The sequence below is a fragment of the Paenibacillus sp. FSL R5-0470 genome (genome assembly GCF_037975205.1).
Classification (GTDB): domain Bacteria; phylum Bacillota; class Bacilli; order Paenibacillales; family Paenibacillaceae; genus Paenibacillus_AQ.
Genome location: NZ_CP150238.1, coordinates 4,341,322 through 4,353,849, shown reverse-complemented (window position 1 = coordinate 4,353,849; position 12,528 = coordinate 4,341,322). Strand labels below are relative to the sequence as shown.

Genomic DNA, 12,528 nt, shown 5'->3' with positions numbered 1-12,528 from the left:
TCGCATATCAAAGAGTATTTCTCGTATTAATATCTCTTTGTTACAATCAAATTGTTATCTAAAGGAGGGTATAAATTGAACTATCGCAAATTAGGAACGAGTGGTTTACATCTAAGTGAGATTGCTTATGGTAATTGGATTACACATGGTGCTCAAGTGGACAATGATACTGCCCATGCTTGTGTTCACGCTGCATTGGATGTAGGGATTACAACATTTGATACTGCAGATGTATATTCCGATACGAAAGCTGAGATGGTGCTGGGCCAAGCATTAAAAGGAGTGCACAGAGCTGATATCGAATTGTGTACCAAGGTGTGCCATCCCACAGGGACGGGACGTAACGCAAGAGGTCTGTCCCGCAAGCATATTATGGAGGCGTGCCATGCTTCACTGAACAGATTACAGACCGATTACATTGATATCTATTATGCGCATCGCTTTGACGCAACAGTATCCCTTGAAGAGACCTTCTTGGCTTTTTCGGATCTGGTACGTCAAGGTAAGGTTCTCTATGTCGGGATAAGTGAGTGGACGGCGGATCAGATAGCAGAAGGTGCTGTTTTGGCGAGAGAATTAAAGGTGCCATTGGTGGCTAGTCAACCTCAATATTCGATGTTATGGCGCGTGATGGAGACGGAGGTAGTTCAAGCTTGTGAGCGGGAAGGGATTGGACAGGTGGTCTGGTCGCCGCTTGCTCAAGGGATTCTTTCAGGCAAATATATGCCAGGGCAACCATTGCCAGAGGGTTCTCGTGCTTCAACAGCTGCGGGCTCACCTTTTATGAATAAATTGGCGGGTCAATGGCTTCGGACTGAGGTGCTTGAGGCGATCTCGAATCTCTCTACCATCGCCAGCGAAGTTGGGTTGACGCTTCCGCAATTGGCTATAGCATGGGTGTTGCAAAATCCACAAGTCTCATCTGCAATTATTGGGGCATCCAAGCCTGAGCAAGTAATAGAAAATGCCAAAGCTGCGGGAGTTCGTCTGGATAGGGAAGTTATGATGCAAATCGATAGGGTGCTAGAAGGACTCGTTGAAAGTGATCCTAGAAAAACGGGCTGAATATTATATCATTCACCATTAATAACTTCTGAACTCATTTGTCCTATGATCTCTAGTAACGCGGATAAGGAGGCACGATCGGAATCGGTTCTCCAAGCGGCATAAAGGGGAATCGATGGTGTGCTTTCTTCAAAGGGACGAAATGCGACACCTTCGCGCTGAAAAATAGCAACTGATGAGGGCACAATGGAAACTCCAAGATTAGCAGCTACCAAGTTTACAATGGTGTACATCTGAATGGCTTCCTGCACAACATTCGGATACATATCGTGTTGGGCACAAAAGCGCATAATGAGGTCGTGAAAAGGAGCTCCTAGATGGCGTGGGAACGATATAAACGGCTCTAAAGCTAAAGAACGAATGGATAACACCGTTAAATGAGCTAGGTGATGCTGCTCTGGCAAAACGGCAACAAGTGATTCATTGACTAGGGGACGATGGTCGATATGTTTGCCGGGCTCTATATAACGTACAAATCCAATATGAATCGTTCCTTCATGTAAAGCCTGCCACTGCTGAGCAGACGTCATCTCATGTAATGTGAGTTGTACTTGTGGATAACGTTCCCGAAACATTTTTAACATATCAACCAATACTCCACCAGCTGCAGAATCTATAAATCCAATGTTCAAATGTCCGATAATTCCTTGATCGACTAATTGTGTTGTTTTAATAGAGCGTTCCAGTTGAGATAAAATGGATTTGGCCTCCTCTAGAAATACCGCCCCCGCTGGCGTTAGACGAACTTGTCTTTTGTTCCGTTCTAATAGTTTCACACCAATCTCATTCTCCAGAGCTTGAATTTGCTGGCTTAAGGGAGGCTGCGTCATATTCAGCTTCTCTGCTGCACGGTTAAAATGCAGTTCCTCTGCTACTGCGATAAAGTATTGCAATTTTTTTATGTCCATACTGTTCAATCTCCCTTGAAATGCTTCTCCAAGCAAGTATAAGGATCTTTGAACGAAAATGAAAGGAAGGGCTCGTCGTCCCCCCATAAGCCTCTCACCCCATCTTAATTTTTGACAAAAAACATTATTGCAATTGGATCGTAGAATTTGTTAAAGGGGACTAGAGATGGTTTTATTCGAGTGCACGATGCGCTAGACTAGATATGACGAATTGTTTAGATTGGTCATAAGGGGGAGAACGACGATGATAAGAGGATTAACAACAGCAGGCTTGGGTGAACTCAGTTCTAATGAAGAATATATCAGACTTGCGAGCCAATTCGGCTTTCAGTCGATAGACGCAAATCCATTGGAGTTAGTGCAGCAGTATGGTAAGGATGGGGCTGTTCAATTGCTGGAGAGCCATGGCATCATGTTAGGATCATTTGGTTTAGTGGTAGATTGGCGCACAACAGAGGAAAGCTTTAGAGAAGGGTTGAAATCGCTTACCCAAATGGCTGAGGCCGCTGCTGCATTAAATTGTACGACATGTTGTACATATATTTTACCTTCGACAGATCTTCCGGTCGCAGCTTTTATGATTGCAGCCACAAGACGTTTAAGACTGTGCGCGGAAATATTAGGCGCTTATGGAATTACATTAGCATTAGAGTTCGTAGGCCCTCATCACTTACGTACACAATGGGCAAATCCACTGATCTGGACGATGCAAGATACGTTGAGCTGGATGGAGACGATTCAAGTAAGGAACATCGGATTGTTATTGGATTCTTACCATTGGCATACGAATGGATTAACGAGTGAGGATCTGCTGAAATTACAACCGCATCAAATTGCATATGTCCATATTAATGATGCTAAACCTCTACCGATAGAGGAATTGTTAGATTTCGATCGATTGTATCCAGGAGAAGGTTCTATTGATCTCACAGGATTCTTGGGAAGCCTGAAAAAGATCGGGTATACCGGTGTGATCGCCCAAGAAGTTCTGGCGCCGGCTTCCGCACAAAGTTCATCTGAATTATTTTCTCGTTCTAAAGCAGGCTTCGATAAAGTATTCTCATCACTGGAAGACGTACCCATATAGAATGAACTTGAAAATATTCAAAAAAGGGAAAAGTGGTCGAAGTCCAAACATTCTCTGGAGTCGCGACCAACCCGAAATAGGAAAATCATCAGATCAATCTATATAGCATTTGATGATCTCGCGTAAATTAAGTTCTATAAAAACTTCTGCCGAAGTGTTGGTAGAAGTTTTTTTCTGTTAGCAAACGCTCTCCCCATGTGATAGTATTTCACTAAAATACGGAGATGACTATTTAGCGGATCCAATGTTAGTGAGAGGGGAACAGTCGTGTCGATTCGGATAAAATTACTGTTATCTTATACGGGAATGCTAGTCGTTAGTTTACTTATCATCGTAATGACGGCAGCTTTATTTACAATTGCATCAACTGGAGATGTTCATAGTCTTCGGGATTTTTATAAAGTGCACTATCAATTAAATCCGTTGTCGGAGCAAGAGGAATCTATTTTTTTAGAATTAAAGTATTTAGCCAAGCATGACCCGGATGAATTGCAGAACAAGGATTTGTTACTGGAATATGATTTTAAGCTAAAGACTGAGAAAGCGGGACTATTTGTAAGGCGAGTGAATGACCCTGTTTTTGAATCGCGCACCTTCAATCAACCTGAATTAAAGGATGCTTTACCTCCTTACGATCTCAATAACTATCAGATTCGTAACACGTTTAATATTAAAGAAAGATTTTATGGCTATGCCAAATTTGACTTTAAATATTCGGATGGGGCGAAAGGCAGTGTTTTCGTCATCAAAGAGCATAGCCCTTTTGCGGAACTCACACGGAGGCTGTTACCGATCTTTTCATTGATATTAATTGGCGTTCTTGTGATTGCGAATGTGCTATTATATCGCTGGATTACACGAAGTGTTATTAAGCCACTGAACAAGTTAAGGGATTCCGCAGAACGAATTCAAGAGGGTGACCTCCAATTTGAACTTAACCTGCAGTCCAAAGATGAGATTGGGGAGTTAAATAAAGCGTTCGAGACGATGAGACAGAGGTTGCAAGAGTCAGTGAACCTTCGTCTGCAATATGAGGAGAATCGGAAAGAATTAATCTCAAATATTTCACATGATTTACGTACTCCGATTACGAATATTAAAGGGTTTATTGAGGGCATACGAGATGGTGTCGCCAATACACCTGAGAAGATGGACATGTACGTCGACATTATTTATAACAAAACTATTGGAATGGATAAATTGGTTGATGAGTTGTTCCTATATTCCAAGCTGGATTTGAATCAGGTCCCATTTTCGTTCGAAGCGGTGGATATTATTGCATTCCTTGAGGATTGTATCGAAGAGATGCGCTACCATAACGAAAATAAAGGAGTTTCATTTCATCTAGACGACCATAACTCCGAGCGTACTGAGGTTGTTGCAGATTTGGATAAATTAAAACGGGTATTACTGAATGTAATTGGAAATGCGCTGAAGTATATGGACAAGCCGGACCCTTTCATCCGTTTTTCTCTGCAAGTGGATAGTGAATGGGTGACTGTTGAAGTGAAGGATAATGGAATGGGTATTGATGCTGAAGCTCTTCCACATATCTTTGAACGGTTTTATCGTGCAGAGCCTTCTCGGAATCTATCGACAGGCGGTAGTGGACTTGGTCTTGCGATAGCTCGTCAGATTATTGAAGGGCATGGTGGGTCGATATGGATGGAAAGTGAACCAGATGTGGGATCAAGCTTGTTCTTTACTTTAAAGCGAACGACTGACGAAGGAGGATTTCATTCGCATGACACGGATTCTAATTATTGAAGATGAGGCAACGATAGCGCAATTAGAAAAAGATTATTTTGAGCTGAACGGTTTTGCCGTTGATATATGTCATACAGGTTCTGAGGGGCTTGGGCAGGCTCTTGAAGGGGATTACAATCTTATTATCGTAGATTTGCAGTTGCCTGGCATCGATGGCTTTGAATTATGCCGCCGTATTAGAGAGGCGAAGGAAGTGCCGATCTTTATCGTATCTGCGAAAAAAGAGGAGATCGATAAGCTTCGGGCGTTTAACCTCGGAGCGGATGATTATATTACGAAACCCTTTAGTCCAAGTGAATTAGTAGCAAGAGCGAAAGCGCACCTAACGAGATATGAACGTATGCTTAGTAAGCTAGAACCAATGGAGAAGCATGAGATCCAAGTCCGTGGAGTTCATATCGATAAAAATGCCCGCAGGGTGTTTGTACGTAATCATGAGGTTTTGTTTACCGCGCGGGAGTTCGATGTACTGGTCTTTTTAGCGAGTCACCCGAATCGGGTATTCCGCAAAGATGATCTATTCGAACGGATCTGGGGGATGGACTCCAGCGGGGATATCGCAACGGTTACGGTTCATATTCGCAAAATACGGGAGAAGCTGGAAGCGGACCCCTCGAATCCACAATATATTGAAACGGTGTGGGGTGCGGGATACCGGTTTACGGTGTAATGGCGTTTTTCTTTTAAGATTTTCGATAATTTTAAGCTCTAGTTAATACTTTATTAATATATCGTTTCTGGGGAGTTTATTTCTTTCCTTTATCATTCAGTTATATACATGAACAACTAATAACTTAATGATCTAAGGGGGAAATATAGTGAAAATCGTAGCTAAAAAAGCAGCAGCATTAATGGTCGCAGCAACATTAGGCGCAACCTCTTTACCCTTTGCGGTGTTAAATGTACAAGCAGCACCTGCATCAAGCCATAACGGGATATCCGCAGCAGCATCCAAGTTATCAGATAAAGAAATTCAAGAAGCCGTTGAAGTACTTGCGGGATTAGGTGTGTTACAGGGTTATGCAGATCATTCGATGGGTGTGAACAATCCAATCAATCGTGCAGAATTAGCGAAAATGGTAGTATTGACTTTTAAATTACAAAGCACTGAAGAGAACACTGCCCCATTCACCGATGTGAATTCGAACGTATGGTATTACAAATATGCGTCAGTACTTGTTGGTTTAGGGATAATGGAAACGGAAGATGGTAAATTCAGCCCTAATAAAACGGTAACGGATGAAGAAATCGTGCAAGTTGTATCGAAGGCGTTGAAGCGTGATGTCTTATCGGTTAACTACTGGGCTAATAAATTGCAATCCACTTCTGGACCTGTAACACGTGGCGAAACAGCGGCCTTACTGAATACAGCACGTAAAGCAATGCCATCCGATAAAGCTCAAATCACAAGTGTGAAATCGATCAATGAAATTACATTAATCGTAACCTTGGATGCTCCTTTGACAGCTGAGGATGAGGTGTTTGCTAAAGCAAAAGAAGATTTTGTATTCAATGACGGTCTAACCTTAACGAATATGCCGCGGCTGAAATCGGGTTCTGTTGCAACGTACATTGTTCCTACATCGGTGCAAAAAGCTGGAACAACCTATAATTTAACGTACAAAGGTAAGAATGCAGGATCATTTGTAGGAAACGCAGCCAAGGTGGATATGACAGCAACCACTCAGGTAACCAACGACACCTTTGAGATTGAAGCTCTGAAAACAAATGGCGTCATTGACTATGGATATGTCATCTCTGCATACAGTGGTGGACGTGGTGCTAACGCATTTGTTTTGGATGAGAACAACAGAGCAAATGGCATCACGTATCAAATCATTCCTTCCATGCAAGGTAGACAAGTAACGATTACCCCAGAAGGTGGAGAATCCATCGTTGCCAAGTATGTTCCATTTACACAATCGACAGATGGTAAGATTGAGCCGAAATTCCGGCTTCCTGAAGGACAAGTCTTGAAAGCAGGTGTGAAATATACCGTAACATCCGACTGGGCCAATATATCAAATCCTTCATTCGAAGCAAAAGAAATAGCGCCACTGCAAATCTCTGGCGCTGAAGCTGTCAGCGATACATCCATCAATGTATCCTTGGCTCAAGACCCTGGTGATGAATTGTTTTCGGGTCGTAGTGTACAACTAACCGCTCCAAACGGAGACAAATGGGTTGCAACCTATAAATTCTCCAGTCGTAAAGGTGCCGTAGGTGTATTCGATATTACGGATAGCGGTAAATTGGCTGCTGGGACAGTGTATACTGTGACACCACTAGGCGCATGGGCAACCTCTCAAGCCACATTCACTTCGAAATAAGGCGAGTCTACATGAAAGGTGTGGAATGTCATGCGCTTTCTCGTCTTAACACTCTTACTCTTTATATCAGGATGTCAGACCGATGATTTCAAGGTGTTAAACAACCAAGGGCAGCAATCAACTCAGGAGGTGAACAATGAAATGGATAAGCTGAACCAAGCACTGTTAGCAGCGACTCGTCAAGGAGATAAGGAGCTTCTAACAAAACTATTAACAGACGGTGCAGATATTGATGTTACAGATAATGAGGGTAGAACGCCCGCTTTAATCGCTGTACACACGAATCAACTGGATATATTCAAATTATTGCTTGAAAAAGGTGCCAACATCAATATCCGCGACAATCGCTCGGATAATCCACTTCTTTATGCAGGCGCTGAAGGAATGCTTGATTTTGTGAAGGTATCTATTGCTGCAGGTGCTGATACCTCAATTGTGAATAGGTTTGGGGGGACCGCACTCATCCCTGCTGCAGACCGTGGTCATGTGGATATTGTGGAAGAACTTCTTACAAGTTCTGACGTCAATATTGATCATGTCAATAATCTGGGTTGGACTGCATTACTAGAAGCTATCATACTAGGCGATGGGGGCAAAGAACATCAGGCAATAGTGCAATTGTTAATTCAGCATGGTGCTGACATTCAACTTGCAGATTCTAATGGAATTAGTCCCATACAGCATGCACAAAATAGGGGTTATCAAGAAATGGTAGAAATGCTAATGAACAAGAGTAGTGATTCGATATAATTTAAATAAAAGGAACTCCGCTCAAAACGGAGTTTCTTTTTTTTGTCCTTTGAAACTAGGATTACCCACCTCGTAATATAGTATAATCAGACTATAATGTTCAATAGTGGAAGATGGGAATATAGCACTATTAAATTTATCGAAGAATGAGGCGTGCATGAGAACTTCGGAGAATAAGATTAAGTTAAGTCATTTATTATACATAGTAGTATTTATCGGTCTCTTGATTGTTGTGCGATGGGGCTGGCATAATCATTTTTCGTTGTCCAATCCACCTGCTGTGAAACAAGGTGTATTAGATTTACGTGGGGTGGATATTGAATCACTAAGCTCCTTTCCGCTGGATGGTGAATGGGAATTCTATCCTGAACAATGGGTGAACGCTACCAATATTAACAACGCTACGAAATGGCAGAGGCTTCAGGTGCCGGGTAACTGGACTTCTAAATTCAATCCGGCAGATCAAGAGAAGGCATATGGATACGGAACTTATCATTTGCGTATTCTGCTGGATCAACCCTTATCTGAGCCGCTTAGCTTTTGGTTTCAATCGGTCTATACTGCTTCTGAAGTGGAGATTAATGGAACAGTCCTCTCACGATTCGGTAAGTTATCTGAAGAGAAAGAAGGCCATGTTTCTGTCACGAAGTCATTCTTGATCAGTTATGTACCGACAGATCAGAACCAAATGGATCTATTTGTTCGAGCGTCAAATTACGGGTCTCCGTTAAAAGGAGGCATTGTTAGGTCTGTAGAGTTTGGCATTCAACACGAGATAGATACAGTCTACTGGAATTCCATTGGCTTGCAGCTAGTTGTAGGGGTATTGCTTTTGATTCACGGGCTCTATTTACTGATTATTTATTTGATGGATGTGCGAAAAACAGAGTTGATTATTTTCTTCTCGATGATGGTCGCAGCGGCTGTATCTATTGGGGTTGAACATAATGGACTATTGTTCCGGTTTCTTCAGGTTGATTTTGCCTGGACGTTGAAGCTAAAGGTTCTTTCGTATATAGGGTTCTGCTTGTTCCTGTTCCTGATGGGTAGAGAGCTTTATGGGAATCTGCGGAAAGGCAAGGCCTTTTATAGTTACATCTTCTCACTCCTCGTTTTTACACTATTTATAATCTTTGGTCCAGAAGAGACAGTGCTATATTCAATCGAAAAAGGGGTCTATATGATCCTGTATTACGTTCCAGTATGTTGGACGGCTTATTATTTTATAAAGATGGTATCCATTCGAGCTGAGGGTGCACTATTTTTATTATGTTCAGTGCTTGCTGTGATTAACAATATACTATGGGCGTCTGTTTATTACGTAGGAACCTCGCAATTTATGTTTTATCCGGTAGATTTAATTGCTGCACTAGCCACTTTTTCTGCCTATTGGTTTAGAAGATACTTTAATCAGTCCCATCAGAATGTGTTATTAAACGCTCAATTGGCAGAGACGAATAAATTAAAAGACCGTTTTCTGGCGAATACGTCACATGAACTACGGACTCCCCTACATGGAATTATGAATATTGCCCAGAGCGTGTTAACGAGGAAAAAACATGTGCTGGATGAAGAGAGTCAACGTGATATGGAACTGCTAATTATGGTTAGTCGGCGGATGTCGCTCATGCTGAATGATTTGCTTGATGTGGTGAGATTGCAGGATAAACGGATTGTGATGAATATAAGAGCAGTGCATGTAAGCTCTTTGGCTGAGGGTGTGCTGGATATGTTACGCTTCCTTACCGGTGGAACAAAGGTGGAGCTTAGCATGCATATTAATGAGGATTTGCCGCGTGTACATGCTGATGAGGAGCGATTGGTACAGATTCTGATAAATCTTGTTCATAATGCACTTAAGTATACCGAACAGGGTAAGGTTGAACTGGTCGCTGAACAAGTGGGTAGGGATGTATGGATACATGTTACGGATACAGGAATAGGTATGGATGAGGCATTGAAGAAACGTGTCTTTATGCGCTATGAACAAGGGGCTTACGGGGAAGGTGGTATTGGACTGGGACTTAGCATCTGCAAGGAACTGGTCGAGCTGCACGGGAGTGAATTATTGCTGCAATCGCAGCCGGGTCAGGGGAGTAAGTTCAGCTTCAAATTACCCGTAGTAGACGAGCGTGTTCAATCATCTATTTCGGATGTTCAACTAGAAAAGGATACGATAACATTATCACCATTCAGCGCATGGATAACAGCTGAGACATCTACTATGGTAGCTGCCACATATTCCACGAAGGAAGTAGAGCCACTCTCTAAGGTTGATTCAGACTCTGATATTATACGTGTTCTGGCAGTTGACGATGATTCGGTCAATCTAAAAGTTTTACAAAATATTTTGTCAGATGGAACCTATCAGATGGTTACTGCGACTTCTGCACGGGAAGCGCTGGATAAGTTAAACCATGATCGATTTGATCTGATCATCACTGATGTGATGATGCCGGGCATGTCTGGTTATGAATTGACAAGATTGATTCGTGAGCGGTTCACGATGTATGAATTACCTATTATACTACTGACTGCTCGTAGTGAGCGGGAGGATGTCTATGCGGGCTTCTTGGCTGGAGCAAATGATTATGTCACCAAACCGGTAGATGCGATGGAATTGAAGTATCGAGCCTTGTCCCTTTCATCTATGAAGCGAGCGGTCAATGACCGGTTGAGGATGGAGGGTGCTTATTTACAAGCGCAGATCCATCCACACTTTCTCTTCAATACACTGAATTCGATCATGTCCTTAAGTGACTTTGATACTGCCAAAATGAGAGAGTTATCAGATGCGTTCACAGCTTATCTGCGCATAAGTTTTGACTTCTTAAATGCAGGCAAGCTCGTTACGCTGTCACAGGAGCTTGAGCTGGTGGAGAATTATATATATATCCAGCAGCAGCGTTTTGAGGAGAGACTCCATGTGGAATGGAAAGTAGATGCGAATCTTGAAATGTTGATGCCTCCGCTTACGATTCAACCACTAGTTGAGAATGCTGTTCGACATGGCGTTTTAAGTCGGGCTAAAGGTGGAACACTGCGTATTCATATTGAGACACGTGCGGATGCTGTTCATTTTAACATTGTAGATACAGGGATTGGAATGGACGAAGCACAAGTCAGCATGCTGTTAAATCCGAATGGATATAAGAATCAAGGTATTGGACTGCTTAATACGGATAGAAGATTGACACAACTATATGGACGTGGCTTGCAAATTCAAAGTATCCCTGATTTGGGAACTACGGTGTCATTTATCATACCTGATAAAGATTGATTGTGATCATGGGGGAACTCCTTGGAGTTATCCCTTTTTGGTGTTTTCTTTAGGAATTTATGTGAATATTTCATTATTGTTGCATCATTGATTGTAAAAATAAAAGCTACCTGCCATTATTACAGAGAAAGGAAAATTTGTAATCAAAAAATCATTCATGATAGGAGAATTAGAATGACTAATAACTTATTTGTAAACGAGACAAGAGAACAACTGAGCTGGATGAATCGCCCCGAGCGTTGGGAGTTTACAGACTTAGATGAGCTTACAATAATTGCACCACCTAAATCGGATTTTTTCCAAGACCCGGCAGGAAAACATATGGTAAGCTCAGCGCCATTCTTATCTACACCTGTTGGAGATTCATTTGAATTGACAACCAGACTTCGTGTCGAAATGCGCCATAAATATGATTCAGGATGTCTCATGTTTATGATGGACCATTATAACTGGGCCAAAATTTGCTTTGAGTTTGACGGACAGTATCCCATAATCGTGTCTGTGGTGACAAGGGAAGGGATGTCAGATGATTGTAACTCCGTACAAGTTGCTGTAGACAATCCGTATTTGCGTATTACCAAACAAAATCATTGTGTTACCTTCTCCTATTCAGAGGACGGAGCGAATTGGACACTGATCCGATATTTTGGAATGAATAAAGGTGCTGAATGCGTAGCAGGTGTTGTCGCGCAATCCCCGCAGGGTGAAGGCTGCTCGATGAAATTCGAGTATTTGAGTTTGTCTGAATCGAAGGGTGAAAGCCGCTTCTAATGGATCAATTATTAATAAATAATCCTTTTCGGTCTAACTGTAATTGTTTTGAAGGAATTGGATGATGAATTCCTCCACGGCGGATATGGTAGCAATGATACATACAAAGACATTCCAAATGGTGTGATCGATGTGGAGAAGCCATAGAGGAGTTATAAATAAGAGGAGTCCGGTCAGTTTATTGCCATAGGTGTGAATGCTTGCGTAAGTTTTGAATCTTCGGAGGGCAACCCCTATCGATGTTAGACGGATGACCGCGATCATGAAGATCCATATCATGATTTCGAGCGTAAGTCCCAGAAGCGGATATAGTGTAAATAAGGAGACCGCTATCAGTATCGTGTCGGCTGCGGAATCCAGTTTTGCTCCAAGGCTACTTGTTGTGTTCGTCATTCTAGCAATAGGTCCATCGATCAGATCGGTGACCCCGCAAAGGATATAAATTACAAGGAAGGTCAAACTTAGCGGATCGAGGAATAATAACAACATTGCCAAAATGATTCTGCCAAACGTAATTCCATTGGGTATTCCCTTTATCATTCAATCCAACCTTTGTATACGACCTTATCT

10 protein-coding genes are annotated in these 12,528 nt (G+C 42.2%); 8 read left to right on the top strand and 2 right to left on the bottom strand.

The window, feature by feature from the left end; translation table 11 throughout:
* Window positions 1–75: 75 nt before the first annotated feature.
* Window positions 76–1,065 carry an aldo/keto reductase family protein gene (locus tag MKY99_RS19275; RefSeq protein ID WP_339265759.1) on the top strand — a complete coding sequence of 330 codons (990 nt, stop codon included), beginning with the start codon at window positions 76–78 and terminating at the stop codon, window positions 1,063–1,065.
* Window positions 1,066–1,073: 8 nt separating this feature from the next.
* Here the strand turns inward: MKY99_RS19275 and MKY99_RS19270 are convergent, their stop codons facing one another.
* Complete coding sequence (locus MKY99_RS19270; protein WP_339265757.1) at window positions 1,074–1,973, bottom strand: LysR family transcriptional regulator; 900 nt, start codon at window positions 1,971–1,973, stop codon at window positions 1,074–1,076.
* Between the two features lie 244 nt (window positions 1,974–2,217).
* Here MKY99_RS19270 and MKY99_RS19265 point away from each other — a divergent pair, with 244 nt between their 5' ends.
* From MKY99_RS19265 to MKY99_RS19235, 7 genes are all read left to right on the top strand, one after another.
* Entirely contained in the window at window positions 2,218–3,060 is an 843-nt protein-coding gene (locus MKY99_RS19265) for a sugar phosphate isomerase/epimerase (RefSeq protein ID WP_339265755.1), read from the top strand.
* 267 nt (window positions 3,061–3,327) lie between these two features.
* Window positions 3,328–4,827 carry a HAMP domain-containing sensor histidine kinase gene (locus MKY99_RS19260; protein ID WP_339265753.1) on the top strand — a complete coding sequence of 500 codons (1,500 nt, stop codon included), beginning with the start codon at window positions 3,328–3,330 and terminating at the stop codon, window positions 4,825–4,827.
* Window positions 4,805–5,497: a response regulator transcription factor gene (locus MKY99_RS19255; RefSeq protein WP_339265751.1), complete on the top strand. Its 693-nt coding sequence runs from the start codon at window positions 4,805–4,807 to the stop codon at window positions 5,495–5,497. Before MKY99_RS19260 ends, MKY99_RS19255 begins: the two co-directional genes overlap by 23 nt.
* Before the next feature lie 148 nt (window positions 5,498–5,645).
* Window positions 5,646–7,157 (top strand): S-layer homology domain-containing protein, encoded by a 1,512-nt coding sequence (locus MKY99_RS19250; RefSeq protein ID WP_339265749.1) that lies wholly within the window; start codon window positions 5,646–5,648, stop codon window positions 7,155–7,157.
* A 141-nt stretch (window positions 7,158–7,298) separates the two neighbouring features.
* The gene (locus tag MKY99_RS19245) at window positions 7,299–7,907 is read left to right on the top strand and encodes an ankyrin repeat domain-containing protein (protein WP_339265747.1); all 609 of its coding nucleotides are present in this window, start codon (window positions 7,299–7,301) and stop codon (window positions 7,905–7,907) included.
* Between the two features lie 157 nt (window positions 7,908–8,064).
* Window positions 8,065–11,187, top strand: coding sequence for an ATP-binding protein (locus MKY99_RS19240; RefSeq protein WP_339265745.1), 3,123 nt, complete (start codon window positions 8,065–8,067; stop codon window positions 11,185–11,187).
* A gap of 174 nt (window positions 11,188–11,361) precedes the next feature.
* Window positions 11,362–11,958, top strand: a complete 597-nt coding sequence (locus MKY99_RS19235; RefSeq protein ID WP_339265743.1) for a DUF1349 domain-containing protein — start codon at window positions 11,362–11,364, stop codon at window positions 11,956–11,958.
* Between the two features lie 33 nt (window positions 11,959–11,991).
* Here the strand turns inward: MKY99_RS19235 and MKY99_RS19230 are convergent, their stop codons facing one another.
* Complete coding sequence (locus MKY99_RS19230; protein WP_339265741.1) at window positions 11,992–12,498, bottom strand: CDP-alcohol phosphatidyltransferase family protein; 507 nt, start codon at window positions 12,496–12,498, stop codon at window positions 11,992–11,994.
* Window positions 12,499–12,528: the final 30 nt, after the last annotated feature.

What these genes read in the sequence shown, in the direction of transcription:
- MKY99_RS19255 (WP_339265751.1), top strand. Translation starts at nt 4,805, where the DNA reads ATGACACGGATTCTAATTATTGAAGATGAGGCAACGATAGCGCAATTA.
- MKY99_RS19235 (WP_339265743.1), top strand. Translation starts at nt 11,362, where the DNA reads ATGACTAATAACTTATTTGTAAACGAGACAAGAGAACAACTGAGCTGG.
- MKY99_RS19265 (WP_339265755.1), top strand. Translation starts at nt 2,218, where the DNA reads ATGATAAGAGGATTAACAACAGCAGGCTTGGGTGAACTCAGTTCTAAT.
- MKY99_RS19230 (WP_339265741.1), bottom strand. Translation starts at nt 12,498, where the DNA reads ATGATAAAGGGAATACCCAATGGAATTACGTTTGGCAGAATCATTTTG.
- MKY99_RS19245 (WP_339265747.1), top strand. Translation starts at nt 7,299, where the DNA reads ATGGATAAGCTGAACCAAGCACTGTTAGCAGCGACTCGTCAAGGAGAT.
- MKY99_RS19270 (WP_339265757.1), bottom strand. Translation starts at nt 1,973, where the DNA reads ATGGACATAAAAAAATTGCAATACTTTATCGCAGTAGCAGAGGAACTG.
- MKY99_RS19240 (WP_339265745.1), top strand. Translation starts at nt 8,065, where the DNA reads ATGAGAACTTCGGAGAATAAGATTAAGTTAAGTCATTTATTATACATA.